This window comes from Mariniflexile sp. HNIBRBA6329, from assembly GCF_043558645.1.
In the GTDB taxonomy this organism is placed as follows: domain Bacteria; phylum Bacteroidota; class Bacteroidia; order Flavobacteriales; family Flavobacteriaceae; genus Mariniflexile.
Window position 1 is genome coordinate 1 of record NZ_JBIFXS010000003.1, and the last position, 17013, is coordinate 17013.

17 protein-coding genes are annotated in these 17013 nt (G+C 33.1%); 5 read left to right on the plus strand and 12 right to left on the minus strand.

The window, feature by feature from the left end; genetic code table 11:
- Window positions 1–123: 123 nt before the first annotated feature.
- The gene (locus ACGK9U_RS04650; protein WP_394465202.1) at window positions 124–1008 is read right to left on the minus strand and encodes a chromosome partitioning protein ParA; all 885 of its coding nucleotides are present in this window, start codon (window positions 1006–1008) and stop codon (window positions 124–126) included.
- A gap of 117 nt (window positions 1009–1125) precedes the next feature.
- Here ACGK9U_RS04650 and ACGK9U_RS04655 point away from each other — a divergent pair, with 117 nt between their 5' ends.
- Window positions 1126–2145, plus strand: coding sequence for a formimidoylglutamase (locus ACGK9U_RS04655; protein ID WP_394465203.1), 1020 nt, complete (start codon window positions 1126–1128; stop codon window positions 2143–2145).
- A 36-nt stretch (window positions 2146–2181) separates the two neighbouring features.
- Here the strand turns inward: ACGK9U_RS04655 and ACGK9U_RS04660 are convergent, their stop codons facing one another.
- Together ACGK9U_RS04660 and ACGK9U_RS04665 are read right to left on the minus strand one after the other, a co-directional pair.
- The gene (locus tag ACGK9U_RS04660) at window positions 2182–2682 is read right to left on the minus strand and encodes a hypothetical protein (protein WP_394465204.1); all 501 of its coding nucleotides are present in this window, start codon (window positions 2680–2682) and stop codon (window positions 2182–2184) included.
- A 7-nt stretch (window positions 2683–2689) separates the two neighbouring features.
- Entirely contained in the window at window positions 2690–3277 is a 588-nt protein-coding gene (locus tag ACGK9U_RS04665; protein ID WP_394465205.1) for an NUDIX domain-containing protein, read from the minus strand.
- 284 nt (window positions 3278–3561) lie between these two features.
- Here ACGK9U_RS04665 and ACGK9U_RS04670 point away from each other — a divergent pair, with 284 nt between their 5' ends.
- Window positions 3562–3777: an FtsL-like putative cell division protein gene (locus ACGK9U_RS04670; protein WP_394465206.1), complete on the plus strand. Its 216-nt coding sequence runs from the start codon at window positions 3562–3564 to the stop codon at window positions 3775–3777.
- A gap of 59 nt (window positions 3778–3836) precedes the next feature.
- Here ACGK9U_RS04670 and ettA read toward each other — a convergent pair whose 3' ends face one another.
- Both ettA and ACGK9U_RS04680 read right to left on the minus strand, forming a co-directional pair.
- Entirely contained in the window at window positions 3837–5528 is a 1692-nt protein-coding gene (gene ettA / locus ACGK9U_RS04675; protein WP_394465207.1) for an energy-dependent translational throttle protein EttA, read from the minus strand.
- 127 nt (window positions 5529–5655) lie between these two features.
- A complete protein-coding gene (locus tag ACGK9U_RS04680; RefSeq protein WP_394465208.1) occupies window positions 5656–5838 on the minus strand; it encodes a CAL67264 family membrane protein in 183 nt (60 codons plus the stop codon).
- A gap of 435 nt (window positions 5839–6273) precedes the next feature.
- Here ACGK9U_RS04680 and ACGK9U_RS04685 point away from each other — a divergent pair, with 435 nt between their 5' ends.
- On the plus strand, window positions 6274–7911 hold the full coding sequence (locus ACGK9U_RS04685) for a glycoside hydrolase family 10 protein (protein WP_394465209.1): 1638 nt from the start codon (window positions 6274–6276) through the stop codon (window positions 7909–7911).
- 65 nt (window positions 7912–7976) lie between these two features.
- Here the strand turns inward: ACGK9U_RS04685 and ACGK9U_RS04690 are convergent, their stop codons facing one another.
- From ACGK9U_RS04690 to ACGK9U_RS04705, 4 genes are all read right to left on the minus strand, one after another.
- Entirely contained in the window at window positions 7977–8699 is a 723-nt protein-coding gene (locus ACGK9U_RS04690; protein WP_394465210.1) for a pirin family protein, read from the minus strand.
- Window positions 8700–8769: 70 nt separating this feature from the next.
- Complete coding sequence (locus ACGK9U_RS04695; protein ID WP_394465211.1) at window positions 8770–9207, minus strand: MarR family winged helix-turn-helix transcriptional regulator; 438 nt, start codon at window positions 9205–9207, stop codon at window positions 8770–8772.
- A gap of 11 nt (window positions 9208–9218) precedes the next feature.
- On the minus strand, window positions 9219–9503 hold the full coding sequence (locus ACGK9U_RS04700) for a GNAT family N-acetyltransferase (protein WP_394465212.1): 285 nt from the start codon (window positions 9501–9503) through the stop codon (window positions 9219–9221).
- Between the two features lies 1 nt (window position 9504).
- Window positions 9505–10035, minus strand: coding sequence for an NADPH-dependent FMN reductase (locus ACGK9U_RS04705; RefSeq protein WP_394465213.1), 531 nt, complete (start codon window positions 10033–10035; stop codon window positions 9505–9507).
- Window positions 10036–10215: 180 nt separating this feature from the next.
- On the opposite strand from ACGK9U_RS04705, the gene ACGK9U_RS04710 reads away from it, so the two are divergent.
- Together ACGK9U_RS04710 and ACGK9U_RS04715 are read left to right on the plus strand one after the other, a co-directional pair.
- Complete coding sequence (locus ACGK9U_RS04710) at window positions 10216–11844, plus strand: acyl-CoA carboxylase subunit beta (protein WP_394465214.1); 1629 nt, start codon at window positions 10216–10218, stop codon at window positions 11842–11844.
- A gap of 58 nt (window positions 11845–11902) precedes the next feature.
- Entirely contained in the window at window positions 11903–12325 is a 423-nt protein-coding gene (locus ACGK9U_RS04715) for a DoxX family protein (RefSeq protein ID WP_394465215.1), read from the plus strand.
- 135 nt (window positions 12326–12460) lie between these two features.
- Here the strand turns inward: ACGK9U_RS04715 and ACGK9U_RS04720 are convergent, their stop codons facing one another.
- The 3 genes from ACGK9U_RS04720 to ACGK9U_RS04730 form a co-directional block, all read right to left on the minus strand.
- Complete coding sequence (locus ACGK9U_RS04720; protein WP_394465216.1) at window positions 12461–14788, minus strand: von Willebrand factor type A domain-containing protein; 2328 nt, start codon at window positions 14786–14788, stop codon at window positions 12461–12463.
- Window positions 14789–14965: 177 nt separating this feature from the next.
- A complete protein-coding gene (locus tag ACGK9U_RS04725) occupies window positions 14966–16045 on the minus strand; it encodes an AMP-binding protein (protein ID WP_394465217.1) in 1080 nt (359 codons plus the stop codon).
- Complete coding sequence (locus tag ACGK9U_RS04730) at window positions 16029–17012, minus strand: CPBP family intramembrane glutamic endopeptidase (RefSeq protein WP_394465218.1); 984 nt, start codon at window positions 17010–17012, stop codon at window positions 16029–16031. Before ACGK9U_RS04730 ends, ACGK9U_RS04725 begins: the two co-directional genes overlap by 17 nt.
- Window position 17013 lies beyond the last annotated feature (1 nt).

Here is a 17013-nt window from a genome sequence, read left to right on the forward strand (position 1 = left end):
GTAAACCTAAAAAATGGCGAAGCCTTTAAAACATGACCACCGTCAAAGACGGTGGTTTTTTAGACTGAAATAAAAAAGCCTTAGGAATTAACCTAAGGCTTAGCATTAAGTGTTATATATGGTTTACTTTAAAGTGAACTCAGATGTTGCTACTAAATCTTTTTCGTTAAAAACATTCACAATGTAACGTCCTTTTTGAAATTCAGATTTACCTTTTGTTGCTACAAACTCACATACATCTAAACTTGTGTTTTCGTAATTAAACTTACTTATAATGCTGTATTTTAATGTTTTACCTCCAAAGCTTACTTGATCGTTTAAACCTAAAGTATTGTTTTTTGGGTCTATAACTTGTACATACAATTCTTGATCGCCAGATTGAACCAATTTGTTTTTAGGCACTGTAAAACATACTCTAATTTTATCGGTACGACTTGCTCTTTCTGTAGGTATTAATTTACCAGAAGTTCTTTCAATGACTCCAAAACCTTTCATATTTACAGCTCCCAATACTGCTGCATTTGAAACTACTTCAGCTAATGCGTTGTTTTGAATTAATAACGAATCGGTAAATATAGTACGCTCTTCCAAACGAACACGAGTACTATCTAAAGACGTTGCTAAATAAGAATTTTGGATTTTTAATTTATCGTTTTCAGCCAACAAAACATCCATTTCTTTTTGTAATGAAGCATATTTTTGTTTGTAGCTCCATAAGCTCTTTACGTTAGTTTCAGAAATTTTCAAAGAGTCAATCAATCCTTGGATACGTGCTCTAGCCTCTATTAAGTCTTTATTAGCAACTTCATTTTCGCTAATGGCTTCATCATATTGCTTAGCCATCGCGTTTAAATCGTTCATTACTAATTGTTTTTGCTCAGTTAAGTCTTTTTGAACTTTCGAGCTGCTTTGGTACAAATTCATTGTGTAAAATGCTGTTCCTAAAAATAGAACCAATGCAATACCCAATGCTACTTTAAGCCCCATACTACTTTTGTTGTTTTCCATAATTACTTGTTTTTAATTTTTTAAAGTCTAATTGTTCTTTAATAATAATACTTTGTCTTTTTTTAATGCTATAAATAAATAATGATGTATTTTTATTTCAAATTTATTTATTTTTTTATGGATAAACTGGTTTTATTTAACAATAATTCTTTAAACAAGTTATTAAACAAACGCCAAGGCGAACCCAAATTTGGTGAACATATTCAAATATTAACCAGCATTTCCAATATATACGACCAACTTGTAGATTTGGATGTTACGCATGTAATTATTGGTTTGCCTGAAGATGTTGGTGTGTTCGCTAACTATGGAAAAACAGGTGCTTCCAAGGCTTGGGAAGCTACATTAAAAGTGCTTTTGAATATACAAAGTAACGAATTCACTAAGGCCAACAGGGTATTGATATTAGGACATTTAGATTTTTCAGAAGAATTATCTAAGGTTTCTGAATTGGACGTAAATGAAAAGAAAAGCATTGCCAAAGCCAGAAAAATTGTTAGTAAAATAGACAAGCATGTTACATTTATAGTTAGCCAAATTGTTTCAGCAGGAAAAAAACCTATTATTATTGGTGGTGGACACAACAATGCCTACGGTAACATAAAAGGCACAAGTTTAGCTTTAAAGAAACCAATAAATATTATAAATTTTGATGCCCATTCTGATTTTAGACCAGAAGAAGGACGCCATAGTGGAAACGGTTTTAGTTACGCTTACGCAGAAGGTTTTTTAAACAGCTATTTTATTTTTGGACTACAAAGAAATTATACATCAGACAAACTGTTCAAATCATTAAAGAAATTCAAACTAGTCAAATACAATATGTTTGAAGATTTAGCAGTTGGCAAAGAATTAAAGTTTAAAGAAGAACTAGAAAGAGCGTCAAATCATATTTCCAGTAAACCTTTTGGCATTGAATTAGATTGCGATGTCATAGAAAATATACCAAGTAGCGCCATGACCCCAAGTGGTTTTAGTGTTAACAAAGCTAGAAGTTTTGTGTCTTATTTTGGAAAATTTGAAAATGCGCGTTATTTACATATTTGTGAAGCGGCTCCCACAAAAAAAACAGAAACACAGGTTGGGAAACTTATAACCTATTTAATTACCGATTTTATTGAAGCGTATGAAAATTGAAATCGTTAAAATTTTTACAATTTAAAAATTAAATGATTACAAATATTCCGGAAAATTTAAAAAGGAAAAAAATAAAGAAGTACAAGTTCCAATTGTAAATGAAATTATATTCAGTTCAAGCAGTTTATTCTTTTCAATTTTATAATAAAAAAAACTTATTTTTTTTGTGTTCATAATAATTTCTAACACACCCAATATTGATATAAATAATATCCTTAAAAGTACACTTTCTAAGTCATCAAAACCTTCTCTACAGAATTCAAAAATCACATTCAAAATTGTAAAATAGAAATAAAAGCTTATAAATATCCATCCATATTTATTTTTTGAAAAAACACCAATTAAAGGAAACGTAACTAACATTACGGCAAATAACAATTTAGCTCTTAGAATTAAATAAACTGTTCCGTAATAGTCATAGCCATCAAATCCTCCTAATTTCAAAAAATTAATAAATTTATCAATTGCCAAATAATAAACATAGCCAACTATTATTAGTATTATTAAATGAACAATGTAAACTAATTTGAGTTTCATCTTAATCTTAATCTAAAAGCTTATGAATTATAGCATACTGTAGTAAAACAATGGTTCTGGTGTCATGTATTTCTCCATTATTGAGCATTGTAACTGCTTCTGTAAAAGGCATTTCCAAAACTTCAATATCTTCATGTTCACTATCTACTCCACCACCTTCGCTTACTTTCATGGCTTCGGTATATTCACCTATAAAAAAATGCATTTTTTCGGTCATAACACCTGGTGATGAATAAGCTTCAAATACTTTTTTCACCTCTTTCAACCTATATCCTACTTCTTCTTCAGTTTCTCTTATTATACAAGCTTCTGGATTATCTTTATCCAACATGCCTGCACAAATTTCAACCAACATGCCATCTTTATTATCATTTAAAAATGTAGGCATTCTAAACTGTTTTGTTAAAATAATAGTACCCTTTTCTTTGCTGTATAGCAAAATACCCGCTCCATCACCCCTATCGTAACATTCACGCATTTGGGTTACCCAATTTCCATTACTTAATTTATAATCGAAAATTAATTTGTTTAATGTATAGTAGTTGTTAGAAAGCAATTCTGTTTTTACATTCTTTATTTTATCTGATGGAAACATAATTAAAAGCAAATAAATTTATTAAAAGTATAATTAGCAATTTCGTTAAAAAAATATAATTAAAATGAATAAAACTCATATAATTTTCAATACCTAAATATTTAGTTTTAGCATCTATTGTATTCAAAACAAGCTTAATAATCAAAAAATAATTGTGATATACATCGTACAACATGCTATTTAATAATTTCATTTATAATTGCTTAGTGAATAAATTACCTTATATTTGATTTGCTATTAAATCAAATTTTGCATTGACTATGCTTCCAAATTTTTTAACCTGCTTGCAGACTATAACACTTTCTATAAGTCAATCGGACATTGTAACCGTTTTAATCATTGTTGTTGTTTTCTTCTCTATTTTGTTAATATTAGGTATTAGAAAATCTTATAAACTCAAAAAAGAAAACGAACGTTTGGATAAAATAAGCGAGGAAATGGCAAAAGCTGAAGAAGAATATAAAGATTTTACAGATGGCCACATGTATGGCGGTAACTAAAACTATAAAAATACGAAAAGCCTGCAAATGCAGGCTTTTTGATTTATCTCAGTACATTATTAACGTACCAACTTTTTATACTTAATACGCTTCGGCATCAAATCGCCACCCAAACGTTTCTTTTTGTTTTCTTCATATTCACTGAAACTTCCCTCAAAGAAATATACTTGCGAATCACCTTCAAAAGCTAAAATATGGGTACAAATTCTATCTAAAAACCATCTATCATGCGATATTACTACGGCACAACCAGCAAAGTTTTCCAAACCTTCTTCCAATGCTCGTAATGTATTTACATCAAGATCGTTAGTAGGCTCATCCAAAAGTAAAACGTTGCCTTCTTCTTTAAGTGTCATGGCCAAATGCAAGCGGTTACGCTCACCACCTGATAGCAATTTAACCTTCTTGTTTTGTTCACCACCCGAAAAATTAAATCGGCTTAAATAAGCACGGGAATTCACTTCTTTCCCTCCCATTAAAATCAATTCTTGCTCATCACTAAAATTCTGCCAAATGGTTTTTTCTGGGTCTATGTTTGAATGGCTTTGGTCTACATAAGCAATTTTAGCAGTTTCACCTACTTTAAATTCACCCTTATCAGGTGTTTGTTCTCCCATAATCATTCTGAAAATGGTAGTTTTACCAGCGCCATTCGGTCCAATTACTCCAACTATACCTGCTTGAGGTAATTTGAAATTCAAATCTTCATAAAGCAATTTATCATCAAAACCTTTGCTTACACCAATAGCTTCAATAACATTGGTTCCTAAACGTGGCCCGTTAGGTATGTAGATTTCCAGTTTTTCATCAAGCTGTTTTTGGTCTTGACTCAGTAACTTATCATAGTTTTGCAAACGCGCTTTTTGCTTGGTTTGACGTCCTTTAGCACCTTGTCGTACCCATTCCAACTCACGTTCCAAGGTTTTTTGACGCTTAGAAGCCGTTTTACTTTCCTGAGCCAATCGTTTTGATTTTTGATCTAACCAAGACGAATAATTCCCTTTCCATGGAATACCTTCACCTCTATCCAACTCTAAAATCCAACCCGCAACATTATCCAAAAAATATCTATCATGCGTTACAGCAATTACAGTTCCTTTATATTGCGCTAAATGATGCTCCAACCAATGTACCGATTCTGCATCCAAGTGGTTGGTAGGCTCATCCAATAACAACACATCTGGTTCTTGCAAAAGCAAACGGCATAAAGCCACACGACGACGCTCACCACCAGACAACACACTTATTTTTTTATCACCTTCAGGTGTTCTTAGCGCATCCATGGCTATTTCCAACTTAGTATCCAGTTCCCAAGCATTTGATGCATCAATTTTATCTTGAAGCTCTGCTTGTCTTGCCATCAACTTATCCATTCTGTCTGGGTTAGAATACACTTCCTCCAACCCAAACATATCGTTTATTTTGTTGTATTCATCAAGAATGGCAACCGTTTCCGCAGCACCTTCCTTTACAATTTCCAAAACGGTTTTACTTTCATCAAGCTTCGGTTCTTGCTCTAAATAACCAACCGAATAATCTTGTAAAAAGGTAACATCGCCCTGATAATTCTTTTCAACCCCAGCAATAATTTTAAGCAACGTAGATTTACCAGAGCCATTTAAACCTAAAATTCCAATTTTAGCACCATAAAAAAAGCTTAAATAAATATTTTTTAACACAGGCGTATTTGCCCCTTGAAACGTCTTGGTCAAACCAGACATCGAAAAGATAACTTTCTTATCGTCAGACATATAATTTTTGATTTACAATTTTTTATTTACGAATTACCAAACGAAAAAAGACATCGTTTTAGCATATTATTTGTGTTTTTGAGTGCGATTTTCAATCATAAATCTTAAATTGAAAATCGTAAATTTATTACACTCTTCCTTTTAAAGCATTAAAAACCCAAGCAATGGCAAAAAAGCCAATTCCAACGGTTGCAAAACCCCATCCTGCTACATCATCATACCTGTAAGCTCCCATTAATATTAAAACCACACCCATAATAATCATTAAAGCAGTGGCCCAAGCCAAAACTGTATTTTTATTCATTGCCATAATTTAGTCGTTTTTTGGGCGCAACCTTGAAAAAAGGTCGGGCTTTCCGCTATATCTTTTTTATGTGTATCTTATTTTGGCAAAAACCAGTAATTTCTATAAACACATAAAAAAGGATGCCGCTGCAATCCCTTGCGCAAATTCAGAACACAAATATCGTATTTTTAAATAAAAAAGCATCCTTTTAAAAACTTAATTTTAACTTATTCCAAAAGCCGATTTTAACATAAAAAAAGAACTACATCTAACAAAAAATGTATTTAATCCGAAAAAACAGGTGCTTTATCTATATTTATTTTTATCTAATTGAAATTCATATCTGTAAATTATTTAATTTTACATGTTTTAAGACGCGTAAGTAACAAGTTGAAAAATCACAACGATTCAATACCTGTACTTAAAAACAATTAAATTTTATATTCTCAATCCTTTAATATGAAAATACTTGCCCCTTATTTTCTGTTTTTTTGCATCGCTATTCAAGCACAAACAGGTATAGGTATTACAAGCCCTAAAGCAGACTTAAGAGGTGTTTTTGTGCCATCTATATCCAGTTTATCTTGGCCAACTAACCGCCATGCAACACCTGCTGTACAACAAGCAGAACTTATTGGCATTTTAGACAATCTAAAAGCAAATGGTTACAATACCGTTTTTTTACAAGTACGTCCCGAAAGCGATGCATTGTATGCTTCATCAATTGACCCTTGGTCTTATTGGTTAACAGGTACGCAAGGAAAAGCACCTACCCCTTTTTGGGATCCTTTAGAGTTTGCAATTAAAGAAGCACATGCCCGAGGGTTGGATTTGCACGCTTGGTTAAATCCATACAGAGTTAAACAAACTCCAGCTATGGTATTGGCTCCAAACAATGTGGCTAATTTGCACCCAAAATGGACTTTTCAAGCCCGATTAAATAAAACTGACAAAGCATTGTCATTAAAAATGCTAAACCCAGGACTTCCTGATGTTAGAAATTATATTGTACGTGTTATAGAAGATATTGCTAACAGGTATGATGTAGATGGCATTCATTTTGATGACTATTTCTATCCGTATTCCGGTATGGAAACCATTCCTCAAGATGCCCAAACATTTAAAGACCACAACCCTACTAAAGTTACCACGATTGAAGATTGGCGCAGAAACAATGTAAACTTAATGATAGGAATGGTTTATGATGCCATACAAAACATTAACACCTCCAAAAACAAAAGCATTGTATTTGGTATTAGTCCATTTGGAATTTGGAAAGCTGGCACACCATCTGGTATTACGGGCACTTCTTCATATAGCGCTTTGTATTGCGATCCAATAGCTTGGTTGAATATGGATAAAGTAGATTATTTAGCGCCACAATTATACTGGAATATCAACGGGAAACAAGATTACAACATACTTTCTAAATGGTGGAACGATCAGGCAAAACTATACTGTAAACAATTATATATAAGTCAGGCTTTTTATAAAATAGAGCATACAAAACCTTGGGATGTTACTGAAATCCAGAACCAGCTTAATCTTAACAAACAGCCCCATATGGACGCTACATTAGGCCAAATAGCGTATAGCTATAATGTAATAAAAAGTAATTTTAAAGGATTGAACAGTTTACTTAATACAAATCATTTTAAACACAAAACTTTTGCGCCTCCTATTGTAGGTTTAGGAAAAGATAATATTCCCCCAACAAAACCAGCAAATATTCGATTTGAACCTTTCAAAATTTTATGGGACACGCCAAAGGCGGCTTCAGATGGAGATTTACCAGTTAAATATGTTGTTTACGCATTTGATAATGCTAATGAAGCTGTTGCAAACATGAATGATGGCTCTAAAATACTGGATATTGTTGCAGGAAACGAACTTAAATTAACCCAACATCAAATAGACACCAAAGTTTTTGTAGTAACCGCTTTGGACAAAAACAATAATGAAGCAGGCGATTTTACAGAAGCAAATAAGTTTGGAACGACACACAGAAAAGTGAATGAATTAGTAATAAACCCTGTGGTTGATGAAATTCCAATAAATATTGAAGATGCTGATATTTTATTAAAAAAATCAATTTAAGACATAAAAAAAACAAAAGGTCAGATTTAATCTGACCTTTTAATTACATAGACAAGTTCTAAGTATCAAAACTCCATAGGAACTTCAATAAACAATAAACTAGAATCTTGCTCTGCTATTATTGAAAATGATTCTGTGTCAAAAATCCCAACAGCATCACGTGTTTCTAAAATGTCATTATCTATAAGTACTTTACCATTAATTGTCATCATATAAACCCCATGATTTTTACTTTTGAGTTTATATTCAAAATCTATATTGCTATCTAAATCAATTCTAGAAATTATGGCGTCTTGATGAATTTTTAAGCTGCCTTCATGGTTTTCATCTATAGATGTTACTAAAATTTGAAGCTTGTTTTTTCTGTCAGACGCTTCAAACTTTTTTTGGTCATATCGTGGTTCCACATGCTGTTTATCTGGAAATATCCAAATTTGAAACAAGCTTAAATGTTCATCTGCAGAACCGTTAATTTCAGAATGTTGTACACCTGTACCAGCACTCATAACTTGAACTTCATTGGGCAGTACAGGTATCCACGAATCACCCATATTGTCTTTATGTTTTAGAACACCTTTTAACGGGATGGTAATAATTTCCATATTATCATGTGGGTGTGTTCCAAAACCCATTTTTGGTGCAATAATATCATCGTTAAAAACCCTTAAAGCGCCAAAATGCACTTTTTCGGAATTATGATAACTTGCAAAACTAAACGAATGGTTTGCCTGTAACCAACCATGGTTTGCAAACCCTCTACTTTCGGCTTTATGTATGATTGTTTTCATGTTATTTATTAAATTAGAAAATCGTTTTAATTAAATTAGGTTTCGACTGCGCTCAACCTGACACTCTTACTTATCTCATTTTATCGAGCAAATTACTTAACTGCTCTGCTTCCTCTTCGGTTAAATTCTTAAGCAAATGGCTATTAAAATTATCTGGAATGGCATCTAAAAGTGCATTTCCTTCTTTTGTAATGGCTATTTTAACTACGCGTCTATCGTGGTCGCAAGCTAAGCGTTCAATATAATTTTTTGCGCATAGCTTATCCATCAATCTGGTGGCGTTGGGCGAACGTTCTATCATTCTATCTTTAATAATTTGAACGTTTACGGGTTCTTCCGCTCCTTTTAATATTCTTAAAATATTGTATTGCTGCGGTGAAATACCGTACTTCTTAAAAAAATCGTTCTGAAAACCAGAAATCCAGTTTGCTGTATACAAAATATTCAACAGGGCTTTAATTCTGTTATTGGCAAACTTTGAGTTGATATCTTTACTAATGTCTCCCATAATTACTAAGTTTAAGTTAAAACATCGGCATATTGTTCATGCTTTTTCTTAAAAACAGCATTTGCAAACGGACATAGCGGAATTACTTTTAAGTTATTGGCTCGTAAATATGCAACTGCCGCATCTACTAACTTATAGCCTACACCTTGTCCTTTAAGCGTATCGCTCACTTCTGTATGGTCTATAATGATATTGTTGGGCGCTGCATGCGAATAAGTCATTTCAGCAACTTTCACATCGTCTATCTCAACATAAAAAGCACCTTTTTTTCCGTTGTCTATTTGCTTAATTTCCATACTACAAATTATTTTGAAATGTTTTTACCGCTTCTAATAATTCTGAATTCAATGCATCGTTAACCAACTTTCCATCTTTAAAATTATCATTAAAATTTGGCAATGAAAACTCTGAAACAATATTTCCTCCATTAAAAGGAAATCTATTTTTAGCAATACCCAATACACTAGCACCTCCTCTAGCTCCCGGTGAAGTTGCCATTAATAGCATGGGTTTATTGCTCCAAAGCTTTCCATCAATTCTAGACATCCAATCAAAAATATTTTTAAAGACTGTTGAATACGCTCCATTATGTTCTGCTAAGGATAATATAATGCCATCAGAAGTTTTTATTAAATTTAAAAAATTATGGGCATTTTCTGGAATACCTTGTTCTTTTTCTAAGTCCACTCCAAAAAGTGGCAATTCAAAATCATTTAAGTCCAAATTATTAATGTTTACATTTTCAACTAAACTGACCGTATAAGTTGCTAACTTTTTATTAATTGATTCCCTACTATTTGATCCTGCAAAGGCTATTATATTTTTCATTAAACTGGCTTTTATATCATATATTCTATAAAGAAACCTTAATTAGTTTCCATAGCAAATATATGTTAAAATTATTTATTTACCAAGGAAAATATTTCCATGTAACTATATTTAATAAAACATTAACAAAAACCAACTATAAATTGAAACTTTTGTATTTTAGCTTCAAATAAAATACCGATGGATTTAAACTTCAATAAAAACGAAGATTACAATAAACTATTAGTTTCAGAACTTAATAAACGTCTTGCTAAAGTACATTTGGGAGGTGGAAAAAAGAGCATTGAAAAACACCAAGCTAAAGGTAAAATGACGGCACATGAACGTGTTAATTATTTATTGGATGCCGGTACAAAATCCATTGAAATTGCCGCTTTTGCTGGTGAAGGCATGTATGAATCGCACGGAGGTTGCCCATCGGCAGGTGTTGTAGTAAAAATTGGTTATATAAACGGAAAACAATGTATTGTTGTTGCTAATGATGCCACTGTGAAAGCTGGTGCATGGTTCCCTATTACGGCCAAAAAGAACTTGCGTGCACAAGAAATTGCTATAGAGAACAAATTACCTATAATCTATCTGGTAGACAGTGCTGGGGTTTACCTTCCTTTGCAAGATGAAATTTTTCCAGACAAAGAACATTTCGGACGTATTTTTAGAAACAACGCCATTATGAGCAGTATGGGCATTACGCAAATTGCTGCGGTTATGGGTAGCTGCGTTGCTGGTGGTGCATATTTGCCCATCATGAGTGATGAAGCATTGATTGTTGATAAAACAGGTAGTATTTTTTTAGCTGGTAGTTATTTAGTGAAGGCTGCCATTGGAGAAACTATTGACAATGAAACACTTGGGGGTGCTACTACACATTGCGAAATTAGCGGCGTAACCGATTATAAAGCTAAAGATGATAAGGATGCCTTAGATACCATCAAAAGTATTATTGGTAAAATTGGTGATTATGACAGAGCAGGATATAACCGAATAGATGCAGAGAAACCAAAAGAAAATCCTGCAGATATTTATGGAATTTTACCAAAATCTAGAGCCGACCAATATGATATGTATGACATTATCAAGCGACTGGTAGACAACTCGGAATATGATGAATATAAAGCAGGCTACGGAAAAACCATTATTACCTGTTATGCCCGAATTGATGGTTGGGCTGTCGGTATTGTTGCAAACCAACGCAAACTGGTAAAAACCAAACAAGGTGAAATGCAATTTGGTGGTGTAATTTATAATGATAGCGCCGATAAAGCCACCCGATTTATAGCAAACTGCAACCAGAAAAAAATCCCTTTAGTGTTTTTACAAGATGTTACTGGGTTTATGGTGGGCAGTAAAAGTGAACATGGTGGCATTATTAAAGATGGTGCTAAAATGGTGAACGCCGTTAGTAATTCGGTGGTGCCAAAATTCACAGTCATTATTGGAAATAGCTATGGCGCAGGTAATTACGCCATGTGTGGCAAAGCATACGATCCGCGATTAATTGTTTCATGGCCAAGTGCAGAATTGGCTGTAATGAGTGGTAACTCTGCCGCCAAAGTATTGCTTCAAATAGAAAAAGCTTCTTTAGAAAAGAAAGGTGAAAAAATCACTAAAGAAAAAGAAGAAGAACTCTACAACAAAATTAAAGACCGATACGATAACCAGGTATCGCCTTATTATGCTGCTTCACGCATTTGGACGGATGCCATTATAGATCCGTTGGATACGCGTAAATGGATTAGTATGGGCATTGAAGCTGCAAACCACGCACCTATTGAAAAAGCTTTTAATTTAGGTGTTTTACAGGTCTAAATTTTAAAATCTTCGCATTTTTTTGTATCTTTTGTATTGAAAATCAATAATTTCAATCATGGAAACAATAAAAACCTTAAATAAGTGGGCAAATGGGCATACCTATTTACCACTTGATTTGCTCCGCATTGCCTTAGGTACATTCCTATTTATTAAAGGCATTAATTTTATGGCAGACAGCATGATGCTTACCGAGTTGTTTAAACCCATGCAAAATATGGCTGGTGGCATGATTGCTGTGCACTATGTAGCGCCGGCACACTTCATTGGTGGTATTCTTATTGCCTTTGGCTTATTAACCCGTTGGGCCATTGTTGCACAAATACCTATTTTAATTGGTGCCATTTTGATAAATTTTGTTGGCGAAATGAATACCAATAACTTAATACTCGCTATAATTACATTACTTGTATGTGCTTTTTTCCTAATATATGGTTCTGGAAAACATTCACTGGATTATTATTTCAAAATGCAACAATAAAAAAAGGTCTGAAAAGTGTATTGAGTTTTATTTGTCTGGTTGAGCGCAGTCGAAACCTAATATTAATAACTGTTAGGAATAATATTTCAACTTGCTCCTTTTGACGTAGCATGACACTTTTCAGACTTTTCATGCTTATAAACTTTGATAGGATGAAACCAAGCGTATAAATTCAGATTTGTAACCATCTTCATCATCACCTCTCCCCGATTTAGCTAAAGTAATAACATCTTCTATTTTTGAATTGTTATGGTATTTAGAATGTCTTAATTGCATTCCAAACAAAGCGACTGCCGATGCAAAATTTAAATCTCTAGAAGCTTCAGAAACCATATCTTTTTGAATATGAATCATTTCGATACTTTTATCACCATCAGGTTTTTTATATCTAAATTTCACCGTGAATAATTCATCTGAATAATCTTTAATTGCTTCAGGTTTTGTGTATTTTAAATCGGCTACATCTTTTAAATAATTACTATCAACACCAACCGGTATCACTTCATACAATGCAGTCACTGTATGTCCACTTCCTAATTCGCCAGCATCTTTAGTATCATCTATAAAATCTTCATCAGCAAGCATTCTGTTTTCATAACCAATTAATCTATAAGCTTGTACTTTATTTGGGTTGAATTCAATTTGAATTTTCACATCTTTAGCTATGGTGAACAAGGTGCCGCCAAACTCTTTTCCAAAAACCTTTTGAGCTTCTTGCATATTATCGATGTATGCATGGTTTCCATTTCCTTTATCAGCTAAAATTTCAAGTTTTGAATCTTTATAATTTCCGTAGCCAAATCCTAAAACAGATAGGAATACGCCCGATTTCCGTTTATCTTCAATTAAATTTTCCATGGCTTTATCACTTGATGCTCCTACATTAAAATCGCCATCGGTTGCTAAAATTACTCTATTGTTTCCATTCTTTTTAAAGTTTTCTTCAGCTAATTTATAAGCCAATTTTATACCTGAACCACCATCTGTTGAACCTCCAGAATTTAAATTATCTAAAGCATTAATGATTTTTTCTTTATGTTTCCCTGAAGTTGGTTCTAACACCACACCTGCTGCACCAGCATACACCACAATAGAAACTTTATCTTGTTCCCGTAACTGATTTACCAATAATTTAAAAGCTGATTTTAACAACGGTAACTTATTTTGAGAACTCATAGACCCTGAAACATCAATTAAAAAAGTGAGGTTGGATGTTGGCAATGCTTCATTTGCATACGTTTTCCCTTGCAACCCTATTTTAACAATTTTGGTACTGCTGTTCCAAGGTGTTTTGGCAACTTCGGTATTAATGGAAAATGGATGCTCACCTGTAGGTTGCGGGTAATTATAATCGAAATAATTAATCATTTCTTCAATTTTAACAGCATCAGGTTCAATAGCTAACCCGCTGTTAATCATGCGTCTTATATTACTGTAAGATGCTTTATCCACATCAATAGAAAATGTTGATAATGGAGAAAGCGATGTTCTCTCAAAATTATTTTCTTCAATTACTGCATAACTTTCTTGATTTTCTAACCTAAAATTTCCTTGATGTGTTGTAATTACGACACAACCATTGCTTGTTATTTTACCAAACTTATCTTTAGCTTCCGCTTTATCATACTGTATTTTGGTGTCAATATCCTGTTTTGGTAAATTTTCAATAATATAATTGTGCTCTTTTTTAACAGGAACGCCATCAACAATATATAAAGGTTGGTTTAAAACTTCTGCATTATTTTTTGTTGATATTATAATAACACCGTTGTTTCCTCTACTCCCATAAATTGCTGTAGCATTGCTATCTTTTAGAATTGTTATGTCGTTTACCTGATTTGGATTGACAGATTCCAGCACATTATATGGCATTATATGACCATCCACCACAACTAAAGGCTGATTATTGCTAGTAATAGTTGAAGCGCCTCGAATTACAATATGCGCATTAGATCCTGTATTACCTGTTGTATTAGTTACTGCAACACCAGCGAGTTTTCCTTGCAATGCATTAGGAACTGAATTGTACTGAATTTGATTTGCTAATTTATTATGATACTTTTTTTGTTCGTTTTTCTTTATTTGAGATACTGAAACTTGAGTTACAGAACCTGTTACATAACTTCTTCTTTGAGTACCATACCCAACTACAACAACTTCATTTAAACAAGACACGTCTGCTTGTAACGCTACCGAAATAGTATTTAGTTTACCTACTAACTTTTCTTCGGTTTTATAGCCCAGAAATGAAAACACTAAAACATCATTGTCTTTGGCTTTAATTTCATATATACCATTAAAATTTGTTGTTACCCCTGTTGAAGTTCCTTTTATTAAGACATTAACTCCTGGAATGGGTGCGTTATCATCTGCTGCTGTTACTTTACCTGTAATTAGTCGTTCTTGTGATTGTATTTGCATTGAAACTGTCAACACAAAAATAAATTTTAGTAATGTTTTCATGTGCCTAAATTTATTTTTTTTTAAGGTCACATGCTGTTCGCAGTTAAACATTTCTGATAATTGATAAAATTCTGAACATGCTCGTTTCATAATAGCTGATTTTAAAGTTTAACATAAAACTAAAACCAACTACCTTATTTTAAAACCACCAATGAGTGAAGTGTGCTTTTGAATGAGTTAAAGATAATTTATTAACTCCAATGTTTTTTTACGATGAATTTTACCCGAAACTGTTTCAACAAATGTATTTAACGTGAAAATTTGCTTCGGTTTTTCATGTTTTTTTAATTCAGAAAAAGCAGAAGCCTCTATGGAATCAATAGGGCCTTCAACAACAAGAACAAGTTGTTCTCCTAATGTTTCGTGGGGTTTGGACGCGATAAAGAAACGAGATTGTATCTTATTTTGAAGCTTAGCTTCTATTTGCTCTGGAAACAGTTTTAAACCGCCAGAGTTTATAACGTTATCAAAACGCCCCAACCATTCAAATTCGGTTTCAGAATGTATTTTTACAATATCGTTTGTTGTAATTTTTTCTTCAGAAAGTTTAGACGCATCTATTACTAAACAATCTCTTTCGTCCGTTGAAATAGAAATATTTGGAAGTAATTTGAAATATGATGCTGAAACAAGTTCAGCATGACAGAAGTTATTAAGTTTTTTAAGAGCAATGTGTGTAACGGTTTCCGTCATGCCGTAGGTTTCAAAAACATAGGGATTGATATTTTTAATTTTCGCCTTTAAAGCATTAGAAACCGAAGCACCTCCAACAATAATGGTTTTAATATGGCCGCAATCTTGTAAGGTGTTTTCAAGCTGTAGCGGTATCATGGCACAAAAATCATAGCCTTTTTTAACATTGAACAGGGGGTTACTGGTTGGCTCTACCAAATCCAATTCCAAACCTAAAACCATGGACCTTACCAACATCATTTTACCTGCTATAAACTGCGAGGGTAAACAATGTAAAACTGTATTGCTTGGTTTTAAACCAAAAAACGCACCGGTTGCTAAGGCAGAATTTACCATAGCTTGTTTACTTATTTTTATGGATTTGGGTGTTCCTGTTGAGCCGGATGTATTTACTTCTACAAAATCATTATCATCCAACCATTGATGTAAAAAATTGCCGATTTCCTGCTCATACTTATCACCCTCTTTTACAAAATAATGCGCAAGCTGTAACAGGTGATCAATTGAATAGTGAACGCCTTTAATTTTGAATTTTTCGTGAATGATTTTAAAATTCGTTTCCATTAGAATTGGTATCTTCTATAACGAAAGTCTCTTCTTTTACAGGTTCAACGACCTTTCCGAATAGTTTTTCTTTCCAATCGGTCCATTTATATATGCGTGATAAAATAAAAAGCAATATTGGGAAAACAACAAATACAGGAACGAAAATTTCGCCAATAGCCATTTCGGAAGGATCGGACATATCTTTTAAAATAGAATGTGTTTGGAACGCCGTCCAATCTGCAGTTACTAAAAGTGCTGTAAAAAGATTGTTAGCTGCATGAAACCCAAGTGATAGTTCTAAACCCTCATCCATTAAAGTCATAATTCCCATAAACAAACCTGTTCCTATATAATAAACCATGATGATAGGTCCTAATTTATCAACTTCTGGGTTTGCTATATGCAATAAACCAAAAACTACTGAAGTGATTAGCAATGGCACCCACTTGTTCTTCACAATAACCCCAATTCCTTGCATTAAATAACCTCTAAACAGGTACTCTTCAAAACTAGTTTGTAGAGGTATTAAAAGAATAGCAATAACGCAGAGTATTAAAAAAGGTACGAGTTTAAAGTTTATTTCATAATCTTCTGGCGTCATCAAATAATCTACTACAACCAACCCACTTGAAATAATACCCCAAACAAAAAAGATGAGCCAAAAACGTTTCCAATCTATCTTTTTTCTAGAAGTAGTTAAATGTGTAAAAGATTGATTGTGTAAATATCTTGACACTAACAATAAGCCCAATAAACCTACCGCAAAAGACAATAACATTAAAAACAAATTTAGATTTGGCTCTAGAAGCGACATCATGTTTTTTTCATCCATGCCCAGTATATTATCGCCATCTTTAATAGCCTTAAACATAACTGCTGCCGTAAAAGGAATTTGCCCAATTACCACAGCAACAACAATAATTACCAATCCTACCAAATACCGCCACCATTCGTGTAATACATTAAATGCTTGAGCTATATACATA